A 21,263-nucleotide genomic window follows, 5' to 3' on the forward strand; every position below is an offset into this window, starting at 1 on the left:
TATCACGGTCGGGAGTCGCCGAGGTGGCGCGGGGTGCTGGTACGGGCGCCCCTGTGCGGGTGCCCGGCCGGCTGTCCGCATCACGTTCTGCCGGGTGCCCGTATGGCGAGCAGGGCGACGTCGTCGTCGTTGCGGACGTGTCTGACCCGGCGCAGCACCTGGTCGGTGAAGGAGGCCAGGGGACGGTGGGCGAGGGCGGCGGCGTGCCGGCGCAGGTGCTGCAGCCCCTCGTCGAGGGAACGGCCTGCTGCCTCGATCAGGCCGTCCGTGTACAGCAGCAGGGTGGAGCCGGGCGGGAGCACGGCGGTCGCGTCGGTGCGGGGTGCCTGAAGCCCGGTGCCCAGGAGGATGCCGTGGCCGTCGGTGAGGTAGGTGGCCAGGCCGTCGTGGCTGATCAGGAGGGGTGGCGGGTGGCCGGCATTGGTCCAGGTCAGTTCCCAGTGGCCGTCGTCCCGCTCCTCGATCCGGGCGAAGACCATGGTGGCCATGGTGACATCGGTGATGTGCATGACCGCCGCGTCGAGCCGGGCGACGATCCGGCTCGGCGGGTCCTGGTGGGACCAGGCGTAGGCGCGGAGCATGTTGCGCAGTTGTGCCATGCCGGCCGCGGCCTCCAGGTCGTGGCCGACGACGTCTCCCACCGCCAGCGCGGTGGCGCCGTCGGAGAGGGTGAAGGCGTCGTACCAGTCGCCGCCGACCTGTGAGGCGTCCGGAGCGGGCAGATAGCGGGCCGTCATCTGCAGGCCGGGCACGGGAGGCATCTGGGGCAGCAGGTGGTTCTGCATGGTCTCGGCGACCTTGCGCTGACGCTGGTAGAGACGCGCGTTGTCCAGGGCCAGGCCGGCACGGCGGGCGATGTCCTCGATCAGCGGGAGATCGACCGGGGTGAAGTCCACCGGATCCTTGGCCCGGCCCAGGGTCAGGGCGCCCAGGACGGCGCGGGTGCTGCGGATGGGGGCGATGGCGGCGGACCTGATGCCGGTGGCCTCGAACAGGCGGCGCTGTTCCACCGCGATACCGGAATCCGGCTCCCGCTGGTAGGTCTGCGGGCCGGCCAGGGTGGAGGCGACTCCGCGCAGGGCTCTGGACAGGGGCATCGGCGACTCCTCCGGGACCGGGGGCATCGGTCCCTGAAGGTCCTCGTGGCGCACCAGGGCGTCGCCCTCCGCGTGGACGACCGCACTGCGCCACACCTCGTCGCGCTCGGTGATCAGGTCGACGACGGCCCAGTCCGCGAGCCGGGGCACCACCAGGGTCACCAGCCGCCGCAGCGTCTCCTCGACGTCGAGCGTGGACGTCAGGCGGGTGGTGGTCTCGGCCAGCAGGGCGAGCCGTTCGAGTTCCGGCATCGGCTGGGCCGCCGCCTCCGGTGGGCTGTCGGCCTCCGGAGGGCGCTGGGCGTGGACGAGCACGAGCGTGCCGGCTTCCCGGCCGTCCACGTCGTACGGCGTGATCAGCCACGAGACGGTCAGCAGAGATCCGTCGCCGCACTCGAAGTGGTCCCCGTCGGCCTGGGCGGTGCGCCCGGCGTGGAACGCCTGCCGCATGCTGCACCGGCTTCGCGGCAGGAGGTGGCCGTGGGCGTCCCGGTGCAGCAGGTCGTGTGCGTCGCGGCCGAGAAACGCCTCGGCGGGGCGGACCAGCATCTGTTCGGCGTGGGTGTTCACGGCGATGACGTGGCCTTCTTCGTCCACGACGTACGCCGCGGTCCCGATGGCTTCCAGGGCCCTGGTGAGCCCCGCAGCGGGTGCTGCCGCGGGTGGTCTCCCGAGAGCCCCGGTGTCGTCCGCCCCTGCCATGTCTTCCTCTCCTCGCTGGTCGGCCGCCCGCTCCGTGCCGGTCTGGGGCGTGTTCACTCGGCCGTCCTGTCCTTCCCGTGTGCCCCGGTGCCCATGTATCCAGCCTCGCCTGTGAGCGAGCACTCGCAACCGGGTCGGCGGAAGCGACCTGCGCCGACGTGGAGGTCCACCCTCGGGGACGAGGTGTCACAGCGCCGTCCAGCGCGCCCCCCGACGCTTCCGTGCGCTCGGCGTGGGTGGCCGAATCTCCCCTGTATTCACGGCACTTGGCCGCGCGCTGGGTATCCGTGAAGAGACGGGTGCGGACCGGCGGCACGGGGAGGGCTGGGGCTGTGGCACGCCTATCGTGGACGTCCGGCCTCTACCCGTCGCGCCGAGCGCAGAAACGGCACGTCGTGCGCGCGCTCCGGGCCCGGGGACTGTACGGGCCCAGGTTCCGTGAGGTGCTGCCCGCCTTCGCCGCTGTCGTGGCGGCCGTGTGCGCGGTGGCGGCCGCGCTCGCCGCAGGGTACCGCGCCGCCGGGATCGTCGTCCCTGTCGCCGGTGTCGTCTTCCTGGGCCTGACCGTCACGGCCGCGATACGGCACGGGCGACCTGGCGCTCGCCGTCGTCTGGGTTACTACACCGCGGACGAGCTGCTCGAGCTGGACACCCAGCAACTCGCGTTGGCGGTGGCGCGGATGCTGCGCCGGGACGGGTGGCGGGTGCGGCTGCTGCCCGCTCCGGACCGGCCGCGTCTGTGCGCCCGGGACGCGGCCGGCCGTCGCATCGACGTGGCCTTCCGGCCGGTGGCGGAGCCGCTCCCCGACGAGGACGAGCCGCACCCTCACCCGCACCGCGGGGACGAGGTGTCAGCTCTGCGTCTGGTGGTACATCGCGGTGTCTTCACCGCCCGCGACATCCGGTGGGCGCGCAGGGAGCAGACGATCCGCCTGCTCGACGGTTCCGCTCTGCGGCGGTGGGCGGCGGGCGCCCGTCTCACCGATCTGCTGTCGCGAGAACGGTGACAGCAAGTCGGTACGCCCCCGCCTTGGAGGAACGCCTGCGGGCCCGCCCGTCCGCCGTCAGATCCGCCCGCCGGTCAGGCGGGTGATCGGACCGTGCGTATGACGTCCCGAGCGTCGGCCGACCGCGTACGACGTGGCGGTCAGCGCGGTCAGGCCCGCACCCACGCCTGCGGCGATGAGCTTTCGCTGGGCGATCACCGTCCAGGCCGTCTTGGCGACGGCCGCGGCCTGCCCCGAGGCGGCGATGACGGTCTGACGGCCGGCCTCGACGCTCTTGGCCGCGGTCTGCGCGGCCCCGCTCGCCGTCTTGGCCGTCCGCTCCGTCGCCTCCTTGCCCGCTGACGCAGCGTCATCCGCCTTCGCGGCCGCCTTGTCCGCCGCCTTGGTCGCCGGGGCGGTGGCCTTCGCGGTGGTACGCCGGGCCTTCGCCGCAGCGGTCCGGGTGCTTGCGGAATCTTGGTTCGTCTGCTCGTTCGATTCACTCATGGACATCGCGTTACCGCTCGCTTCGACGCCAAACACGCTCCGCCGGGAGCGATTTCACAGCATGGCGTTCCCGACGCGCTCCGCACGAATCGACGACGGCCCGGTGCATGGCGCACCGGGCCGTCGCCCTTGCCGGTCAGCCGATGTGGTAACTGTCGCCGTAGACCTTCCAGTCCAGCGGCGGGTTCAGGTCGAGGTTGCCCTGGCGCAGGAAGACGCGTTGGGCGGTGTCGACCCGGCTGGTGTCGCTGTGCGCCTCCTCCTGTTTCATCGCCCACACGCGCGCGTCGAGGAAGGCGTTGAGATACGTCGTCTCGTTGCCGCCCTGGGCCGGGGGTTTGGCATGGCCGAGGGCCCGGCGGCGGATGCTGCTGAAGCTGGTCGCGTCGCCGCCGTCGCCGTGCATGACGATCGCGTCGTAGTAGGCGAACTGGCCCAGCGCGCGCAGCCCGTCCGCCTTGCCCTGCCTGACGGCGGGGTTGAAGTAGACGCGGTCACGTTCGTCGTTCTGCGCCTGCTGGAACGCCGTGTCCCGGGCGGCCTTGCGCCAGTCGTCGGGGAAGTTCGGGTCCAGGCCGTCGTGCGAGTCGGTGCCGTCGACACGGCGCAGTGCCGGCAGATACCTGGCGAGGACGTTGCCGGGCTTGCGGTCGGCGTACAGCTGGACGAGGTCGAGCATGTCTCCGGTGCCGGAGCAGAAGCCGATGATGCCGGCGGTGTAGCCGCGACCGTCGCCTATGTCCTCGATGTACTTGTACTGCGCCTTCCAGTCGAGCGAGGAGTTCTCCGCGCTCGACACCAGCTTCATGGCGATCTCCTTCTTCGCGGGGTCGTCGAGGCCCGGCGCGGCCGAGGGTGCCGCTGTGGCGGGCGCCGAGCCGAACACGCCCACGCAGGTCGCCGCACCCATCAGGGCGAGGAGGGTGCGGCGGGACGGGTGGGCTGCCGGGTGCACTGTGTCAGGTTCCACGGGGGCTCCAAGTGGAGGTGGGGGGTGGAGAGTTGGTCCAGACCTGATTGTTAGGAATGTTTCCTACCAGTGCGAGAGGCGATCAGTAACCCACTGCGCGGGAACTTCGTAGGTTCGAACGAAGGTTGGTCAGCCAAACGGGAGTTCGGCCGGCCGGGAGACGGTGGCGACTAGCTCCGCGAGACGTCCTTGACGAACACGAGCCCGTCGATGCCTGCCAGTTGGGCCGGGTCGAAGGGGGCGTAGCCGAACCACGGGGACGTGCGTGGCGCAGGCGGTGTGTCGGCGAGCGTGGTGGCAAGGCGCCGGGGGTCGATGAGGCTGTGCTCCTCCGGGAGGGCGTACAGGAGGCCTTCGATGGTGTCCTGCGGCGGTGCGTCCACTCCTTGGTGGCGGATCGCGCCGAGGGCCGTGGCCACGAAGGCGTACTCCTCCCCCAGCCGGGCGTGCACCAGCGCGCCGGCGCTCCACCACTCCACCGGCCCCTCCCATGTCCGCATCGAGCTCTTCTCCCGCTGGAGACGGGAGTTGTGGGCATGGACGAGTACCGGGCCGCGAGCGGCGGCGGCGAGGAGGTTGTGGGCCATCATCGAATCCCGCAGCGCGCACAGGGTTGCCATGCGGGCCGGTGAGGTGTCCGCCATCCCGTGGTGGTAGCGCAGCAGACCGGTCGCCGTGCGCCCGTACAGGCACGCCCGTTCCCAGTCGTCCCGCGAGGTCGCCGTGATCAGGTGCGGTGTCCGGACGTCGAGCAGGGTCACCAACTCGTCCGCGAGCAGCCGCAGTCGGCCCGCCGCCTCGGACCGCCCCACCGACCGGGCCGGGTCCGTCATCGCGGCCGGGTCGGTCCACCGGTCGTCGGCGCCGAGCAGGCGGTCGAGCGTCCGCGCGCCGCAGGGGAGCAGGTCCGCGTCCACATGGGCCGTGAGGTAGCCGTGGAGTGCGGTGAGGGCCTGCCGGGGGCTCGCGGCGCCGGTGATCTCCAGCGGGCCGTCGAAGCCGGCGAAGCGGACCCGCTCGGACGCGGGCCGGCCGTCGTTGTGGGCGCGCATCCAGCGCACGAGTGCGCGGTTGGCCGCGGAGGCACCCCATCCGTGGCTGAATCCGCGCGCCATGACCTCGTCGAGGGTGCCGGTGCCCGAGGTGACGTAGTCGTCCACCGCCAGGCCCCTCATGCAGTCGCTCTCGATCGCGATCGTCCGGTAACCCTCCTGCTGGACGAGCTGCCGGAAGAGGTCGTTGCGCAGTTCGAGCAGCGTGTCCTCGCCGTGGGTGGGCTCACCCAGGGCGAGCAGTCGGGGCCGGGACGGGAGCAGCCCCATGACGGCGACAGCGTCGACGGCGTGGGCGGTGTGCTTGATGTCAGTCGCCATGCCTTCAACGCTATCGTTGAACCTTCGGTTGAAACTTTTTCGCGATACCGTCCCTGACATGGGAAGAAAGCTTCAAAGTGAGGGGCGGCTCAGGCCGGTCGACCTGGCGCGCGGACACGGTCTGTCGACCCAGGCGGTCCGCAACTACGAGGAGGCCGGCATCCTTCCGGCCGCCGGCCGCACGCCTCACGGCTACCGCACCTACACCGCGCTGCATGCGAGCGCCCTGAGCGCCTTCCTCGCCCTGCTGCCCGGCCACGGCCACCGGACGGCGTCGTCGATCATGCGAGCCGTGAACGAGGGCGTCGTCGAGGACGCGTTCCGTCTCATCGACGAGAGCCACGCCGAGCTCCTCGACGACCGGCGGACCCTCCAGGCCGTGGAGCGGGCCCTGCGCGACCTGGACCTCGCCACGGCGCCCGAGCCGACCCCGCGGACCGGGTCGGCGTCCGGGTCCGGGCCCGGGGGCGTGTTCATCGGGCCGCTGGCCGGCAAGCTCGGAATCCGGCCCGCGACGCTGCGCAAATGGGAGCGCGCCGGGCTGGTGCGGCCGCGCCGTGACGCGCTGACCGGATATCGCGTCTATGACGAGGCCGCCGTACGGGACGCCCGGCTGACCCATCAGCTCAGGCGGGGCGGCTATCTGCTGGAGCAGATCGCGCCACTGATCGCCCAGGTCCGGGAGGCCGGCGGTCTGGAGCCGTTGCAGGACGCGCTGGGAGACTGGCACGGTCGGCTGTCCGCCCGCGGCCGGGCGATGCTGGCCGGGGCCGCCGAGCTGGAGGCGTATCTTCGCGAGCGCGGATGAGATCACGGCCGCCGGCTGGACTGTCAGGAAAGCTTCCCTTTCAGCCCGTCCGCGCCCATGTAGGCGCGGTTCGGGGCCGGGTGCCCTTGTCGGCAGGTCTCGCCTTCCTGCAACAGCCCCGCGCTGCTCTTCCGCGTCCGCCCGCGGCGCGACCTGACGGGTATGCCCTCGCCGAGCCGTTCCGAGCTCCTGGCCGGCGGCTGACGCCCGAACCGCCCGGCGAGCATCGACAGCCGGGGGCAGCGGCGGGCGCCGGGACGCTGGTTGCGCGGCGGCTTCAGAAGTGGCGTGGCAGTCGGACGACCTGGACGAAGAAGTCGTCGATCTGACGGACCGCGGCGATGAACTGGTCCAGATCGACCGGCTTGGTCACATAGGCGTTGGCGTGGAGCTTGTAACTGCGCAGGATGTCCTCCTCAGCCGCGGAGGTGGTGAGGACGACGACGGGGATGTGGGCCAGTTCCGGGTCTGACTTGATCTTCTCCAGGACCTGACGGCCGTCGTACTTGGGGAGGTTGAGGTCGAGCAGGATGAGGTCGGGCTGCGGCGCTTCCGTGTGGTCGCCGCGTCGGTAGAGGAAGTCCAGTGCCTCCTCGCCGTCCCGGACCACATGAAGCGTGTTGCCGATCTTGTTGTCCTCGAACGCCTCACGGGTCATCAGCTCGTCGCCGGGATCGTCCTCGACGAGGAGCACGTCTATGGGGTTGGCGGCTGGGGTGGTCATGCCAGAACCTTATCCTCGCTGCCGATACCGGACTCCTCCGGGCTCTCGGCGATGGACGGAAGGGTGAAGCAGAAACGCGTGCCGTCCGTGTGAGCGGTGTCGATCCAGATCCTGCCACCGTGTTGTTCCACGATCTTCTTGCACAGTGCCAGACCGATGCCGGTACCACCGTAGGCGTCCCGGCCGTGCAGCCGCTGGAAGATGATGAACACCTTCTCCGTGAACTGCTCGGGAATGCCGATGCCGTTGTCCGTGACGGACATCAGCAGGCTGTCGGGATCGTCGGGATCCGTTCCGCAGGTGATGGACACGTGCGGGGTGCGGTCGGGGTGGCGGAACTTGAGGGCGTTGCCGACCAGGTTCTGCCAGAGCATGGCCAGCAGGGTCGGGTCCCCGACGACCTCGGGCAGGTGTTCCGGGCGGTCGACGCGGGCGTCGGACTCCTCGACGGCCGTCCCGAGGTTGGCCAGCGCCTTGTCCAGCGCCAGGTCGAGACCGACCGGCACCCGGGCGTCGTTGACCCGTCCGACCCGGGAGAAGGTCAGCAGGTCGTTGATGAGGACCTGCATGCGCCGGGCCCCGTCGACGGCGAAGTCGATGTACTGCCGACCCCGGTCGTCGAGCTTGTCGCCGTAGCGCTTCTCCAGCAGCTGGCAGAAGGAGGCGATCTTGCGCAGCGGCTCCTGCAGATCGTGGGAGGCGACGTAGGCGAACTGCTCCAGTTCCGCGTTGGAGCGGCGCAATTCCACGGCCTGCTCGTCGAGGTCGGCGGCCTGCCGGGTCAGTTCCTGTTGCTGTTCGCGGGAGGCTTCGAGTTCGGCCACGATGTGCCAGCGCATGCCTTCGACGGCATTGGCCACCGCGGTCAGGTCGGCCGGACCATCGCTGGTGATGACGTGGGCGAAGTCACCTCCCGACACCCGCCTCGACGCCTTGCCCAGCGCCTCCAGAGGGCGTGTCACCAGGATGCGGACCAGGACGGCGCAGGCGACGCCGGCCAGCAGGAAGACCGCGACCATGCCCGCCAGGACCCAGTCGCGCACCTTCCGTACATGGACGAGATGGGAACGGCCCTCCTCCACCGCCTTCGCCAGGTCGGTGTTCTGCTTGGCATACAGGGCGCGCAGCCGGTCGAACTCCTTCTTGCCCTCATCGGCCTTCCGCTGGTCCAGCGGCTTGGGACGGCCGGGCGTGACCGAGGCCGCGAGAGGCTCGGCGTAGCCGCGGCGCCAGTCGGCCGCCTGGGTCTCGATCGCCCTCAGGTCCGCCAGCAGTTCGGGCCGGTCGCCGATGAACTCGCGCAGCCGGGCCGCCGAGCCCGCCTCGTCCCGTTTGCCCTGGATGTAGGGGGTGAGGAACTGCCGGTCGGCGGCGATCGCGTAACCGCGGATGCCCGACTCCTGGTTGGCCAGCGCCGCCTGCAGCCGGTACGCCTCGGTCTGGGCGGGCTGGACGCGGCGCAGCAACCGATCACTCACCTCCGCCGTCCGGCCGAGGAGGCCCGCGCCGACCACGCTGCCGATCACCACCAGCAGCGTCATGACGGCCAGCAGCAGGTAGAACCACCCCTGCACCGTCAGTCGGCGCCCCCTCCACACCGCGCCCATCCCTCGCCTCACCATGTGGTCCGACACCGTGCTCCCACTCACTCAGTTCCAGTTCAGATGGACGACGGCCACATCGTCTGCCAGGCCGCCCCGCGCTTCGGCGAGGCTCTCGGCCTTCTCTATCAGCCGGTCCACGAAGGGCTCCGGATCCAGGCCGGCTCCCTCCCGGGCTAGGGCCAACAGCCCTTCCTCGCCCAGGCGTTCCGTGCCACGGCTCACATGCCCCTCGAAGAGGCCGTCGGTGAAGAGCACCACCGACGTTCCCGCCGGTACCGGCAGTTCCGCGGTCGGCCAGCTCGCGCCGCCGGGCACCATGCCCAGCGCCGGTCCGCCGGGCACCTCCACCCACTCCACGTCCGTTCCGGTGCGCCGGAGCAGGCCGTGATGACCGGCTCGTACGATGCGGGCCTGTTGCTCTCCCGGGACGGCGGCCAGGGTCACGAGGGTCGCGAAGACCTCGTCACGGGCCCGTTCTGCCATCAGCAGTTCCTCGAGCCGGGCCATCTGCTGGGCGCCGGTGATGCCGCTGAGGACGAGGGTGCGCCAGGCGATCCGCAGGGCGACTCCCAGGGCCGCCTCGTCCGGGCCGTGCCCGGAGACGTCCCCGATGAGGGCGTGGAGGGTGCCGTCGGCGCTCTGGACGATGTCGTAGAAGTCACCGCCCAGCAGGGTCTGCGCGCGTCCGGGCCGGTAGCGGGCCACGACCTGGACGCCCTCGGCGCGCAGCAGAGGGCGGGGCAGCAGTCCGCGCTCCAGGCGGGCGTTCTCCTGCGCCTGGAGCGCGCCGGCCTGGAGGGCCACGGCTGCCTGCTCGGTCTGCTTGCGCTGGATCGCGTAGCGCACCGCCCGCCCGAACAGTTCGGGCTCCACCCGGCCCTTGACCAGGTAGTCCTGTGCGCCGGCCGCGACCGCGGCGAGGCCGGTCTGCTCCTCGGCGAGCCCGGTGAGGACGACGATCGCGACCCGCTCGGCCAGCCCCTGGACCAGGGAGACCGCCTCCAGACCATGAGCGTCCGGCAGGTGCAGGTCGAGCAGGACGCAGTCGGGCGTCTCGGTGGCCAGCACCTCGGCCGCCTCGGTCATCGACCGCACCCAGCGCAGCCGCATCTTCACGGCGCCGTCGACGACCAGTTCCTCCACGAGCATCGCGTCGCCGGGGTCGTCCTCCACGAGGAGCACCGACGGCTCCCAGTGCTCCCACGCCGTCTCGGCGGCGGCTGCCGCCGTCGACACCAGCTCGGCGGCCTCAGTCCCCGGGATCACTCTCGTCCCGGCCTCCCCACTCCATACAGGTCGTCTGCCGCCGGCGGTTGCCCAGGGCAACGCCGGGAACACGGTCAGAGCGACGATCCGATGTTCACCCGTCGCCCACGGCCGTGGGACAGCACGTCCACCCGGGGGCCGGTCGTCAGGCGGGCTCTGTGGCCGCCTCGGCAGTCCTGATCCTCGTAAACGATCTTCACTCCCTGGTCAGTTCCCCGCGAGGTCGAGGGGGATGAGCAGGTGGCCGTCGGCGCCACGGAGAGCATGGCCGAGCTCATGGCCGCTCCCACCGAAGGTCTCCCCCTCCGGCCCTGCCGTACCTGTGCCAGCCGTCACCGACGTCGTCATCTTCCGCCCATCCCGAGATTCAGGTGTTCTGGCCGCGTTTACCCGCGAACGGCGTGACCATGCGGGGTCGGTTTCAGAAAACCACCCCGGGCGGCACGCCTCCTCCACATCCGGAGACCTCCCTGTGCCTTCGGTTCCGATCGGCCTGAGGGGGAACCGGGTAGGACGTCTGAAAGGAGTCCCCGTGACCACCTATGTCATCACCGTCCCCGGCACGTTCCTGCGCGGAGTGCCCGACAGCGTCTGCTCCGACATCGGACGAAGGCTTCGGCCTCAGGATCCCCGGAACACCGATCTCGGGGAGAGCGAGGAGCTGAGTGTGCTGACCATGGAGGAGGACGGCATGTTCGCCGCCCGGGTGGAGGTCGAGGCCCCCGACCGGTCGCAGGCCGAGGCCGAAGCGGTACGGCTGGTCTCCCGGGCTCTGCGTGACAGCGGCCTGGCGGAGGAGGACGCCCCGTTGGGCCCCGCGGTCGTGACCGGCATCGACAGCGAGTTCTGAGGCGGCAGGCGGAGCGGGCCTTCCGGTTCGCGGCTTGTCCGGGGGATGGCGCCGCGCAGTGCGGCGGGCGAGGATGTTCCTTCGCGAAGTGCGGTCCGCTCCGCCGCGGTTCATGGCCTTTCAGGTGCCCGGCGCGGCAGGGGCGGACGGCGTCGGCCGCCTGAAGGAGCCTCGGGATGGGTTCACACGCAGCGCCGCACCACCGCAAGCGAATCCTGGTGACGGCCGCGAGCCTCCTGCTCGTGGGCGGCGGACTCCTCGGCCTCCCCCGGGCCGACGGGGCCCCCGCACCGGCCGACGCCTGCCGCACCACCGCCACACACCTGCCCCGCGGTGACTGCGGGCCCTTCTGGCAGGTTCTCGCCGAGGACTTCAACGGCGACCGGGTGCCGCTGGGGTCGTTCAGCGACTGCGAGCACGACGTCGACACCTCCGCGGCCCACTGCGGGGGCCTGACGGGGAAGTACCGCGACAACTGGTGGGCGTATCCGACGGGTTGGCCGGACACGGCCGCCGACCGGGGGCGGGACGTGGTCGGTGTCCACCACCCGGAGGACACCGTGAGCGTCGGTCCCGCGGCGAACGGCGACGGGCGGATGTCGATCCGGATGTGGCGGCCCGCGGACGGCGGTCCCGTGCATGCCGCGGCCCTGGTGCCGCGTGCGGTGATGCAGATGACATACGGCAAGTACAGCGCGCGCATCAGGGTCACGAAACTCGCTCCCGGCTACAAGTCCGCGTGGCTGCACTACGGCGGGGGCTGCGAGATGGACCACCCCGAGGGCGAGTGGACCGGGCCCCTCAGCTCCTTCCACCATCCCTGCGGCGGCGGTGAACAGGGGTACTTCCCGGGGAGCGACGACTGGACGCGGTGGCACACGGTGTCCACCGAGTGGACGCCGGGCCACGTGCGGTTCTTCGTAGACGGCCGGCAGACGGGGCATGACACCCGTGAGGTGCCGGACCGTCCCCTGTCCTGGGTGCTCCAGAACGAGAGCGCTCTGGAGGGCCCGGGGGCGGCGCCGGGAAGCAGCGCGCAGCTCGACATCACGTGGGTGGCGGCGTACGCGTACGGCTGGAAGTGACCGGCCGGGCCGAGGGGCCGATGAGTTCCTCGGCGACCCATCGGGCGACGTGGGCGAGGTAGGGCGCCGGCAGGCCGAGGACGATGTGGGTGAAGCCCGCGTCGGTCGCCTCGGTGATCGCGTCACGGGTGGCGCCGGGGCGGTCGTAGGAGACCGGCAGGTGGATCGAGCGGGTGATGTCGGCGGGGTCGCGGCCGATCTCCTCGCAGTAGCGGTCCAGCAGGGCACTGCGACGGGTCACGTCGTCGATGTCACCACCGGGGATGTTCCACAGGTCGGCGTGGCGGGCGGCGATGCGCAGGGTCGCGGACGAGCGGCCGCCGATGAGGACCGGGGGGTGGGGGCGCTGGACCGGTTTGGGGTTGGCGAAGGCGCCGGTGAGGTGGTGGTGGGTGCCGTGGTGGTCGAAGGTTTCCTCCTCGGTCCACAGGCGCTTGATCAGCGTGCAGGATTCGGCGAGGCTCTCCACGGCGTGCGCGGAGTCGTGGAAGGGCAGTCCGTGGGCCTCGTACTCGCGTCTGGCCAGGGGGTGGTCGGGGCGGGAGCCGACGCCGATGCCGAAGTCGAGCCGGCCGCCGGAGACGATGTCGACGGTCGTGGCGATCTTGGCCAGCATCGCGGGTGGCCGGAAGCGGTTGCTGGTCACCATGACGCCGAGCCGTAGGCGGCGGGTCTGGGCGGCCAGCGCCGCGAGGAGGGTCCAGCCCTCGTGGGCCGGTCCGCCGGGGTCTCCGCCGATCGGCATGAGGTGGTCGAAGAGCCAGGCGTGCTCGATGGCGGGGAGGGTGTCCGCCTCGCGCCAGACCCGCAGGATGTCGTGGTAGTCGACCTGCATGGGGGCGGTCATGATCCCGAAGCTGGGCGGGGAGTGATGCGGCATGGACGGTCGGTCCCTTTCGTGCGGGGTCTCCCCCGGCGGTCAGCGGCGGCGCAGTGACGGGTCGAGGAGCGCGGGCGGGGTGTCGTGCTTCTCGTGCGGGGCCAGGTCGGTGCCGGGGGCGACGATCTCGTCGACCGCGTCGAGGACGTCGGCGGTCAGGACGGTGTCCGCGGCGGCGAGTTGGGCATGCAGGTGGTCGACCGTGCGGGGGCCGATGAGCGCGCTGGTCACCCCGGGATGGGCGGTCACGAAACCGAGTGCGAGCTGGATGAGCGTGAGCCCCGCCTCTTCGGCCACCTTGATCAGTCGCTCCACGGCGTCGAGCCTGGCCCGGTTGGCGGGGATCGTGGTGTCGAAGCGCTCGGGGAGGATCGCCGAGCGGTGGGTGGTGATGTCCCGGCCCGCGCGGATGGCGCCCGACAGCCAGCCCGACGCCAGCGGGCTCCACACCAGCACGCCGAGGCCGTACTCCTGCGTGACGGGCAGGACGTGGGCCTCGATGCCGCGCTGGAGGATGGAGTAGCTGGGCTGCTCGGTGACGTAGCGGCCCAGGTGGTGCTCGCGGGCGGTCCACTGGGCCTGCACGATGCGGTGGGCGGGGAAGGTGGAGGAGCCGAAGTAGCGGATTTTTCCGGCGCGTTGCAGGTCGGTCAGGGCCGACAGCGTCTCCTCGTCGCCGGTGTTCGGGTCCCAGCGGTGGATCTGGTACAGGTCGACGTGGTCGACGCCGAGGCGGCTCAGGCTGGCGTCCAGTTCGGTGACCAGCCAGCGGCGCGAACTGCCCTGGTGGTTGCGTTCGGTGCCGATGGGCATGCCGGCCTTGGTGGCCAGCACGATGTCGTCGCGGCGGCCGGCGATGGCCTTGCCGACCATCTCCTCCGACTCGCCGTCGCCGTACATGTCGGCGGTGTCGATGACGTTGACGCCGGCCTCGAGAGCGGCGTCGACGATCGCGGTGGCCTCGTCCTGGGTGGTGCGGCCGATCCTGCCGAAGTTCATCGCGCCGAGCGCGAGAGAGCTGACCAGGACACCGGTGCGGCCCAAGGTGCGGTACTGCATGAGCGTGTTCCTCCATGGCGGGTGGGGCCGTGCGGCATGGCACGGCTCGGCTGCGGGGGTTCCGCTCCGCCGACACGGAGAAACGGAACCTTGTTCCGTCGACGATACGGAACATCGTTCCGCTTTTGCAAGCGTGCGGGTCGGCAGGGTGGAGGAAGCCGTGGGTCGCTCAGTGCGGCGCACGTGCTGGCGCGCCGCCGCAGATCAGGACGTCGGCGTCGCCGATCGGGGTGCTGACCTGGGCAGACGCGATCGAAGTGACAAGTCGCCGCCTCAGACGCCCGGCGCGGGCTCCGGCAGAACGGCCCGACCCGCTGCCCGGTGTTCGGCCGCCGCCCTCGGGTCCGTCTCGTCGAGGACCGCCGCGATGCCCTCGTGGGCCAGGGCCTCCGCGTGGCGGTAGCCGAGCTTCGGGGCCAGGTCCAGGGCCTGGTGATGGAGGCGCAGGGCCTGCTCCGGCAGGCCTGCCAGACGGCACGTCTCGCCGTAGGCGCTGAGGAAGTGGATCTTCCAGTGGTCCTCGAACAGCTCGTCCAGCAGCGCGAACGCCTGCTCGTGGCTTGCCAGGGCCTCCTCGTGGCGGCCCATCCGGCGCAGGGCGACGCCGAGGCAGTTCAGGCACCAGGCCTCGTTGTGCTTGTGGCCGTCCTCGCGAGCCAGCGCGAGCGCCCGGTGCAGGTGTTCGGCAGCCTCGTCGGGGTCCTCGTGGGCGATGGCGACGCCCAGCGTGATCAGGGCCGTCAGCGTGGGAGGCCAGGCCCCGTCGGCGTGCGGGATCTCCAGCGTCGTACGGGCGAGTTGGGCCGCTTCCTCACGGTGTCCCAGTTGCAGCAGCGCCCAGGCCTCGTACGCGGTGGCGTGGGCCGTGCCCATGGGGCAGTCGGCGTCGGCGTAGAGCTTCCCCGCCAGCCGGAACAGGTCCAGCGGCTCCTCGACGTATCCCTCGTCCCATCTCAAGTAGCCGCGCCGCATGGTCAGTTCGGCCTCCGCGCGGATGTCCCCCGCCTGGAGCACCAGTCGCGCCGCCTCCTCGTACGCGGCGCCCGCCTCCGCCATCCGGCCGGCGTTGTAGCGGGCGAAGCCCAAGTCGCTGTGTGCCTCGGCCAGTTGCAAGGGGTCGGCGAGGCGCTGCGCGGCGGCCAGGGACCGTTCGAAGAGGCCGTTGAGCATCGTGGTGCCGCAGCGCCGGGCGAAGTACGCCCGCATGAAGCGGGGTAGTTCGCACAGGTGCCGGTCGGCCCCGGCGTCCTCCGCCGCCTCGAACGCGGCCAGCAGGTTCAGGTACTCGGTGCCGAACCAGACGAGAGCCGCGATCTTGTCGCTGAACTGCGGCAGTTCGGCCGGAGGGCGGTGCACGGAGGCCTCGCGGCTCAGCGACAGGAAGGGCATCGCCGCGTCGGCGGCGGCCGCCGCGTGCACGTAGTAGTCGAGCACCCGGGTCAGGGCCCGGTCCCGTTCCGCCGGGGAGTCCTGCTCCTCGGTGGCGCGGCGGGCGTGCTGGTGGACCAGGTCGTGGAGGCGGTAGCGGCCTGCCGTCGGCTGCTGGACCAGGTGCGCGTCCAGCAGATCCTCCAGCATCGCGCGGGCGCTGCGCAGCGGCACGTCCGCGAGTGCCGCCGCCACGTGCTCGTCGAACGACGACCCCGGCAGCAGGCCGAGCAGCCGGAACAACCGGGCCTTGGCGCGGTCCAACTGCCGTACGGACATGGCGAACGCGGTGTCGAACTCGCTCGCCCCCTCCGCCATCCGCTCGACGAGGATGCCCACCGTCCAGCCCGGCCGGTGCCGCAGCCGGGCCGCGGCCAGCCGGAGCGCCAGTGGCAGCCGGCCGCACAGGCGCAGTACCTCGGCCGTGGACCCGGGGTCACGGGCCAGGCGTCCCTCGCGGCCGTCGGTCTCGCCGCTGGCGCGGGCCAGCAGCTCGGCGCTCTCCTGCTCGGTCAGCACGTCCAGCGACACCGGCGGGACCTCGTCGAGTCCGAGCAGCCGGTTGCGGCTGGTGATGAGGGCGACGGAGGGGCCGGCACCGGGCAGCAGCGGGCGGACCTGCTCGGCGTCGGCGGCGTTGTCGAGGACCACGACGGCCCGCCGGTGGGCGAGTTCGGATCTCCAGCAGGCGGCCAGTTCCTCGACCCCGCCGTCCTGCGGGACCTTCTCGGACGGCACGTCGAGGGCGGCGAGGAGCGTGCGCAGGGCGCGGTCCGGGTCGAGCGGCCTGCGGCCCTCGGTGAAGCCGTGCAGATCGAGGTAGAGCTGGGCGTCCGGGTAGTCGGCGGCGAGCCGATGGGCGGCGTGCACGGCCAGGCAGGTCTTGCCGACGCCCGCCATGCCGTCGACGGCGATCACCCGGCCGGCGGCGACCCCGTCGAGTACGGCCGCGAGCTGGGCCTCGCGGCCGGTGAAGTCGGGCACGTCGCGCGGAAGGTCGTTGCGGGGCGGACGCGGGGCCCCGGCGGGCGGCGACGGCGGGGGGACCTGGCGGCTGGTCTTCGGCGGGGCCGGAAGAGGGTTGGAGGCCCGCTCCCACAGGGGGCGCAGCGGGCGGGGATCGCGCTGGACGAGGCGGCACAGGGCGATGACCGCGGGCCAGGGCGGGACCGTCCGGCCACTGAGATACCGGGACAGCGACGACGAGCTGAGGCCGGCGTCCCGTGCGAGGGCCCGTACGCCCCGTTTCGACAGCTCCTGGAGCAGCCGCAGCCGGGCAGCCAGTTCCTCCTGCGGGTCGTCGCCCACTGTCCTGACGTGCTCCACCACTGTTCCCCGCCCCCCTGTCCCGCCCCGGCAGAACTCGTCCGGGCCGGATCGTGCCTGTTCAAGGCCGCTTCGGCTGTCCCACGGTGTCCCACGACCGTCGCCCTGACAAGCCCTCTCGGCTGAGATGGAATCACACCCCGCCGCTGCGGGGCACAGCCCGACAGAGGAGCGATTACTGATGCAGTCCCGTATGCAGAACCCCGCCGCCGTCCTGCCCGACACGATGCAGCCCATCCAGCATCTCATCAAGGCGGTGCACTCCGGTGGGGTGGACGGACAGACGCTGGAGCTGGTGCATCTGCGGGTCAGTCAGATCAACGGATGCAGCGCGTGTGTCGACGGCGGCGCCAAGACCGCTCGTAAGGCAGGCGTGAGCGACGAGCGGCTGGCCACGGTCGCCGCGTGGCGAGAGGCCCCCTACTTCACCGAGGAGGAGCGGGCGGCACTCGCGCTGGCCGAGGCGGCGACGCGCCTCGCCGACCGTCCCGACGCGGTGAGCGACGAGGTCTGGGACACGGCCGCCACCTACTTCGACGAGAAGCAGCTCGCCGCGATCGTCCTGATGATCGGTGTCACGAACCTGTTCAACCGGCTCAACGCCACGACCCGGCAGATCGCCGGCGCGTGGGGGTGAACGGCCTCGCGCCGGTTCGGCGCGAGGATGTCCCTGACCGTCCGTAGATCAGTCCGTGGGCCAGACCGTAGACCAGGCCGTATACCAGTCCGTAGATCGCTGTAGACCAGGAGGAAACGTCATGACGAGCACGCGGAAGACGACCAGGAGCACCGAGACGTTCACCGCCGAGGAGCGCGCCGCGATGAAGGAGCGCGCCCAGGAGCTCAAGACATCGGCGCGCCGCAGCTCCCGTGCCGACAAGGCGGCGGAGGACGAGGCCGCCGTGGTCGCGAAGATCGCGGAGATGCAGGACGCGGACCGGGTCATGGCCGAACGGATCCACGCCGTCGTCAAGGCGAGCGCGCCCGGACTGGCACCGAAGCTCTGGTACGGGATGCCCGCGTACGCAAAGGACGGCAAGGTCGTCTGTTTCTTCCAGAGCGCGCAGAAGTTCAACGCGCGGTACGCCACCTTCGGCTTCAACGACAAGGCGAACCTCGACGAGGGCACGATGTGGCCGACCGCCTTCGCGCTCACGAAGCTGACCGCCGCCGACGAGGCGCGGATCGGCGAGCTGGTGAAGAGGGCGGCGGGCTGAGGCCCGAGGACCGCGAGCAGGAAGAGGTGTCAGAAAGTGGAGCCGACGAACAGCCGACGTCCTGAAGGGCTGTTCGTCGGCCTGTGCACGCTCGACGTCATTCAGCTCGTGGACCATGTGCCGGGGTCCGACGAGAAACTGACGGCGCGTGAGCAGGTCGTGGCGGCGGGCGGTCCGGCGGCGAACGCGGCCGTGACCTTCAGCCACCTGGGCGGCACGGCCAGGCTGCTGACCGGCATCGGCTCCCATCCGCTGGGAGTCGCGGTCGCGGCGGATCTGCGCGAACTGGGCGTGCACATCCGGGACCTTGCGGCCGACTCGACCAAGCCGCCCGCCGTGTCCTCCGTTCTGGTCACCCGGTCGAGCGGGGACCGGGCCGTCGCGTCGACCAACGCGGCCGGGTACCGGCTCATGCCACCCGCCGATCTGGACGCGCTGGTGGCGGCATGCGACATCGTCGAGTTCGACGGCCACCACATGGAACTGGCGACGATGACGGCCCGCGCCGCGCGTGCCGCCGGGCGACGCACCGTCTTCGACGGGGGCAGTTGGAAGGCCGGTACGGAGACGCTGCTGCCGTCGATCGACGTGGCCGTGTGCTCGGAGGACTTCCGGCCGCCCGGCACGAACACCCCCGCGGACGTCCTGCGGTTCCTCAAGGAACACGGGGTGGTCTGGTCGGCGGTGAGTCGTGGAGGCCGGCCCATCGAGTGGGCGGGCCCCGAGGACGGTGGCAGCGTGGATGTGCCTGCCGTCCGGGTCGCGGACACCCTCGGCGCGGGTGACGTCCTCCACGGGGCGCTCACCCATCACCTCGCCACCGAGGCGCACTTGACCCCGTACGGCTTCACCGAGGCCCTGCGCGCCGCGGCCGGAGTGGCCTCGCGGGCGTGCGTCTCGTTCGGCACTCGGGCCTGGATGCGGACCCCGTGAGATACATCGGATCTATCCCGCCCCATTGACGAGCAGTAACCCTAACTCTAAGTTGCATCGCGGGATAGCTCCGATGATTGCTGGACCAGAGCCAAGTCTGTCTGGAGGCACCATGTCCTCTCCCGTCGCTCCCGATCCGTCCAGACGTACCGTCCTCGCCACCGGTACCGCCCTCAGCGGCGCGCTGCTGGCCCCGGGCCCGACCCCACAGGCGGCAGCGGCCGACCGCACCGAAGCGGCGTCGGTCCGCGATCCCTGGCGCACCGTTCTCGACGACGCCGACCTCGTCTGGCAGCGGATGCCGACGGCCTGGTACGAAGGCCCCTTCCTCGGCAACGGCTTTCTCGGCTCCGGGATCTACGCCGAGCCGGGAGCGACCTCCACGGCCGTACGGTTCAACATCCAGCACTCCGAAGTGCAGGACCACCGACCCGAGTTCGGCTCCCTCTTCGGTCTGGCCCGGCTGCCGATCGGCTACTTCACGCTGGAGCCGGTGGGCGCGATCACCGGCCTCGACTGGCGGCTGTCCCTGCGCCATGCCGAGTTGACCGGCACACTCACCACCGACCAGGGCACCCTGACCCTGCGCGCCCTGGTCCACAATGACCGCGCCGTCCTCGCCGTGGAAGTGACCGCGAGCGAGGGCGAGCGCGGCTTCCGATGGGTGTTCCATCCGGCGGACGCGATCAGCCCGCGGGCCGCTTTCAAGCCCCTGCCGGACGGCTACCGGGGCAATCCGCCCGCCCACGTCGCGGACCACGACGGGATCGCCGCGGCCGTGCAGCCGCTGCTGGCGGGCGGGCAGCACGTCACCGCGTGGCGGGAGCGGGCCAGGGGCCGGACGCGGACGCTGTACGCGCACGTCGCGCACTCCCACCCCGGGACCGCCGCCCTGGGCCGGGCCCTTGAAGCGGTCCGCCGGGCGGCTCAACTTGCCTACCCCGCCTTGGCCGTCGACCACCGCGCCTGGTGGCACGCCTACTACCGCAAGAGCTTCCTGTCGCTCCCCGACGCCCGTATCCAGCGCTTCTACTGGATCCAGCTGTACAAGGCCGCCTCCGCCGCCCGCCGTGACGCGCCGGTGATGGCGACGAGCGGCCCCTGGCTGGAGCCCACGCCGTGGCCCAACACCTGGTGGAACCTCAACGCCCAACTGGAGTACTGGCTCATCCACGGCTCCAACCATCTCGAACTCGACGCCATCACACGGGCGTTGAGCGAGTTCCGGGAGAACCTCGCCCAGGAGACGCCGGCGCCGTACCGCAACGACTCCCTCGGCATCCCGCGCACCACCGACCCCCAGCTGGTCAACGGCGCGGCCAGCGCCCTCATGGGCTACGGCGTCGGCATCCCCGGCCAGGACCCGCCCACCCCCGAAGTCGGCAATCTGACCTGGGCGTTGCACAACGTGTGGCTCAGCTATCGCCACACGATGGACAGGTCGGTCCTCCGGGACGTTCTGTTCCCCCTGCTGCGCAAGGCGGTCAGCTACTACCTGCACTTCCTCGAACCCGGCCCGGACGGCAAGCTGCACCTGCCCGCCACCTTCTCCCCGGAGTACGGCGGCGACTCACGCGACTGCAACTACGACCTGATGCTCCTGACCTGGGGCTGCCGGACCCTTCTGGACTCCGCCGAACTGCTCGGCGTCAACGATCCGTCGGCGCCCCGCTGGCGCGAGGTGCTGGCAAAGCGGGTGCCGTATCCGACGGACGCGAACGGCTTCATGATCGGCGCGGACATCCCCTTCGCGAAGTCGCACCGCCACTACTCGCATCTGCTCGCGGTCTACCCGCTGTACGAGGTCACCGGCCGCACGCCCGACGAACGCGCCCTGATCGAGCGGTCGTTGGCGCACTGGGTGGGCTTCGAGGGGGCCCTGCAGGGCTACACCTTCACCGGCGCCGCCTCCATGTCGGCACTGCTCGGCAAGGGCGAGGACGCGCTTCGGTATCTCGGCGAGCTGATGACCCGATACATCCAGCCCAACACCATGTACCAGGAGTCCGGGCCGGTCATCGAGACACCTCTGTCGGCGGCGCAGTCCTTGCACGACATGGTGTGCCAGTCGTGGGGCGGGGTCATCAGGGTGTTCCCCGCACTGCCCGCCGCCTGGAAGGACGTTGCCGTGCACGACTTCCGCACCCAGGGCGCCTTCCTGCTCAGCGCGGTCCGCCAGGGCGGCGCCACCCGCTGGGTGCGGCTGGCCAGCGAGGCCGGCGCCCCCTGCGTCGTACGCCATGGGATCCCGGGGCCGACCGAGGTGCGGGACGGGCGGGGCCGCCCCCTGCGTCATGAGGACGCCGGGGACGGCTCCGTCCGCATAGCCCTGTGCGAGGGCGAGTCGGCGTTCGTCACCGCCAGGGGTGACCGCCCGGACCTGACCGTCGCGCCGGTCCGCCCGAACGGGGCAGCCCCTCGCTGGGGGCTGCCCCGTTCGTGACGAGA

Annotated in this window: 18 protein-coding genes; 8 read left to right on the forward strand and 10 right to left on the reverse strand. The window is 71.4% G+C overall.

Going from position 1 to position 21,263, the window contains the following annotated elements:
- Positions 1 to 80 precede the first annotated feature (80 nt).
- Positions 81 to 1,799 (reverse strand): SpoIIE family protein phosphatase, encoded by a 1,719-nt coding sequence (locus ABZT02_RS12280; RefSeq protein WP_356016860.1) that lies wholly within the window; start codon positions 1,797 to 1,799, stop codon positions 81 to 83.
- Positions 1,800 to 2,131: 332 nt separating this feature from the next.
- Between ABZT02_RS12280 and ABZT02_RS12285 the strand changes: the two genes are divergently transcribed.
- On the forward strand, positions 2,132 to 2,806 hold the full coding sequence (locus ABZT02_RS12285; RefSeq protein WP_356016862.1) for a hypothetical protein: 675 nt from the start codon (positions 2,132 to 2,134) through the stop codon (positions 2,804 to 2,806).
- Positions 2,807 to 2,863: 57 nt separating this feature from the next.
- On the opposite strand, the gene ABZT02_RS12290 is transcribed toward ABZT02_RS12285, so the two are convergent.
- From ABZT02_RS12290 to ABZT02_RS12300, 3 genes are all read right to left on the reverse strand, one after another.
- On the reverse strand, positions 2,864 to 3,298 hold the full coding sequence (locus tag ABZT02_RS12290; RefSeq protein ID WP_356016864.1) for a hypothetical protein: 435 nt from the start codon (positions 3,296 to 3,298) through the stop codon (positions 2,864 to 2,866).
- Between the two features lie 130 nt (positions 3,299 to 3,428).
- Positions 3,429 to 4,202, reverse strand: coding sequence for a chitosanase (locus ABZT02_RS12295; protein WP_356017129.1), 774 nt, complete (start codon positions 4,200 to 4,202; stop codon positions 3,429 to 3,431).
- 230 nt (positions 4,203 to 4,432) lie between these two features.
- Positions 4,433 to 5,635: an erythromycin esterase family protein gene (locus ABZT02_RS12300; RefSeq protein WP_356016866.1), complete on the reverse strand. Its 1,203-nt coding sequence runs from the start codon at positions 5,633 to 5,635 to the stop codon at positions 4,433 to 4,435.
- A gap of 58 nt (positions 5,636 to 5,693) precedes the next feature.
- On the opposite strand from ABZT02_RS12300, the gene ABZT02_RS12305 reads away from it, so the two are divergent.
- Complete coding sequence (locus ABZT02_RS12305) at positions 5,694 to 6,443, forward strand: TioE family transcriptional regulator (RefSeq protein ID WP_356016868.1); 750 nt, start codon at positions 5,694 to 5,696, stop codon at positions 6,441 to 6,443.
- A gap of 277 nt (positions 6,444 to 6,720) precedes the next feature.
- Here ABZT02_RS12305 and ABZT02_RS12310 read toward each other — a convergent pair whose 3' ends face one another.
- Genes ABZT02_RS12310 through ABZT02_RS12320 form a run of 3 tightly spaced genes read right to left on the reverse strand, consistent with a single transcriptional unit; the run spans position 6,721 to position 10,010 of the window.
- Positions 6,721 to 7,167: a response regulator gene (locus ABZT02_RS12310; RefSeq protein ID WP_037708963.1), complete on the reverse strand. Its 447-nt coding sequence runs from the start codon at positions 7,165 to 7,167 to the stop codon at positions 6,721 to 6,723.
- The gene (locus ABZT02_RS12315; protein WP_356017131.1) at positions 7,164 to 8,774 is read right to left on the reverse strand and encodes an ATP-binding protein; all 1,611 of its coding nucleotides are present in this window, start codon (positions 8,772 to 8,774) and stop codon (positions 7,164 to 7,166) included. Before ABZT02_RS12315 ends, ABZT02_RS12310 begins: the two co-directional genes overlap by 4 nt.
- A gap of 42 nt (positions 8,775 to 8,816) precedes the next feature.
- Positions 8,817 to 10,010, reverse strand: a complete 1,194-nt coding sequence (locus tag ABZT02_RS12320; protein WP_356017133.1) for a fused response regulator/phosphatase — start codon at positions 10,008 to 10,010, stop codon at positions 8,817 to 8,819.
- Between the two features lie 559 nt (positions 10,011 to 10,569).
- Here ABZT02_RS12320 and ABZT02_RS12325 point away from each other — a divergent pair.
- Together ABZT02_RS12325 and ABZT02_RS12330 are read left to right on the forward strand one after the other, a co-directional pair.
- Entirely contained in the window at positions 10,570 to 10,887 is a 318-nt protein-coding gene (locus ABZT02_RS12325) for a hypothetical protein (RefSeq protein ID WP_356016870.1), read from the forward strand.
- Between the two features lie 176 nt (positions 10,888 to 11,063).
- Positions 11,064 to 11,972 carry a glycoside hydrolase family 16 protein gene (locus tag ABZT02_RS12330; RefSeq protein WP_356016872.1) on the forward strand — a complete coding sequence of 303 codons (909 nt, stop codon included), beginning with the start codon at positions 11,064 to 11,066 and terminating at the stop codon, positions 11,970 to 11,972.
- On the opposite strand, the gene ABZT02_RS12335 is transcribed toward ABZT02_RS12330, so the two are convergent.
- The 3 genes from ABZT02_RS12335 to ABZT02_RS12345 form a co-directional block, all read right to left on the reverse strand.
- Positions 11,935 to 12,852 carry an LLM class flavin-dependent oxidoreductase gene (locus tag ABZT02_RS12335; protein WP_356016873.1) on the reverse strand — a complete coding sequence of 306 codons (918 nt, stop codon included), beginning with the start codon at positions 12,850 to 12,852 and terminating at the stop codon, positions 11,935 to 11,937. The two genes, ABZT02_RS12330 and ABZT02_RS12335, sit on opposite strands and share 38 nt — an antisense overlap.
- A gap of 39 nt (positions 12,853 to 12,891) precedes the next feature.
- Positions 12,892 to 13,911, reverse strand: a complete 1,020-nt coding sequence (locus ABZT02_RS12340; protein WP_356016874.1) for an aldo/keto reductase — start codon at positions 13,909 to 13,911, stop codon at positions 12,892 to 12,894.
- Positions 13,912 to 14,184: 273 nt separating this feature from the next.
- Entirely contained in the window at positions 14,185 to 16,665 is a 2,481-nt protein-coding gene (locus tag ABZT02_RS12345; protein ID WP_356016876.1) for a tetratricopeptide repeat protein, read from the reverse strand.
- A gap of 181 nt (positions 16,666 to 16,846) precedes the next feature.
- Between ABZT02_RS12345 and ABZT02_RS12350 the strand changes: the two genes are divergently transcribed.
- The 4 genes from ABZT02_RS12350 (at position 16,847) to ABZT02_RS12365 (ending at position 21,258) form a co-directional block, all read left to right on the forward strand.
- The gene (locus ABZT02_RS12350; RefSeq protein WP_356016878.1) at positions 16,847 to 17,302 is read left to right on the forward strand and encodes a carboxymuconolactone decarboxylase family protein; all 456 of its coding nucleotides are present in this window, start codon (positions 16,847 to 16,849) and stop codon (positions 17,300 to 17,302) included.
- Between the two features lie 121 nt (positions 17,303 to 17,423).
- A complete protein-coding gene (locus tag ABZT02_RS12355) occupies positions 17,424 to 17,882 on the forward strand; it encodes a DUF1801 domain-containing protein (RefSeq protein WP_356016880.1) in 459 nt (152 codons plus the stop codon).
- 36 nt (positions 17,883 to 17,918) lie between these two features.
- Positions 17,919 to 18,815, forward strand: coding sequence for a PfkB family carbohydrate kinase (locus ABZT02_RS12360; RefSeq protein ID WP_356016882.1), 897 nt, complete (start codon positions 17,919 to 17,921; stop codon positions 18,813 to 18,815).
- A gap of 112 nt (positions 18,816 to 18,927) precedes the next feature.
- Positions 18,928 to 21,258: a glycoside hydrolase family 95-like protein gene (locus tag ABZT02_RS12365; protein WP_356016884.1), complete on the forward strand. Its 2,331-nt coding sequence runs from the start codon at positions 18,928 to 18,930 to the stop codon at positions 21,256 to 21,258.
- Positions 21,259 to 21,263: the final 5 nt, after the last annotated feature.

The sequence above is a fragment of the Streptomyces sp. NPDC005402 genome, from assembly GCF_040606575.1.
Lineage (GTDB): Bacteria > Actinomycetota > Actinomycetes > Streptomycetales > Streptomycetaceae > Streptomyces.

Coding starts and splice junctions, on each gene's coding strand:
- ABZT02_RS12280 (WP_356016860.1), bottom strand. CDS start 1,799: ATGGCAGGGGCGGACGACACCGGGGCTCTCGGGAGACCACCCGCGGCA.
- ABZT02_RS12290 (WP_356016864.1), bottom strand. CDS start 3,298: ATGTCCATGAGTGAATCGAACGAGCAGACGAACCAAGATTCCGCAAGC.
- ABZT02_RS12295 (WP_356017129.1), bottom strand. CDS start 4,202: ATGGGTGCGGCGACCTGCGTGGGCGTGTTCGGCTCGGCGCCCGCCACA.
- ABZT02_RS12300 (WP_356016866.1), bottom strand. CDS start 5,635: ATGGCGACTGACATCAAGCACACCGCCCACGCCGTCGACGCTGTCGCC.
- ABZT02_RS12305 (WP_356016868.1), top strand. CDS start 5,694: ATGGGAAGAAAGCTTCAAAGTGAGGGGCGGCTCAGGCCGGTCGACCTG.
- ABZT02_RS12310 (WP_037708963.1), bottom strand. CDS start 7,167: ATGACCACCCCAGCCGCCAACCCCATAGACGTGCTCCTCGTCGAGGAC.
- ABZT02_RS12315 (WP_356017131.1), bottom strand. CDS start 8,774: ATGGGCGCGGTGTGGAGGGGGCGCCGACTGACGGTGCAGGGGTGGTTC.
- ABZT02_RS12330 (WP_356016872.1), top strand. CDS start 11,064: ATGGGTTCACACGCAGCGCCGCACCACCGCAAGCGAATCCTGGTGACG.
- ABZT02_RS12335 (WP_356016873.1), bottom strand. CDS start 12,852: ATGCCGCATCACTCCCCGCCCAGCTTCGGGATCATGACCGCCCCCATG.
- ABZT02_RS12340 (WP_356016874.1), bottom strand. CDS start 13,911: ATGCAGTACCGCACCTTGGGCCGCACCGGTGTCCTGGTCAGCTCTCTC.
- ABZT02_RS12350 (WP_356016878.1), top strand. CDS start 16,847: ATGCAGTCCCGTATGCAGAACCCCGCCGCCGTCCTGCCCGACACGATG.
- ABZT02_RS12355 (WP_356016880.1), top strand. CDS start 17,424: ATGACGAGCACGCGGAAGACGACCAGGAGCACCGAGACGTTCACCGCC.
- ABZT02_RS12365 (WP_356016884.1), top strand. CDS start 18,928: ATGTCCTCTCCCGTCGCTCCCGATCCGTCCAGACGTACCGTCCTCGCC.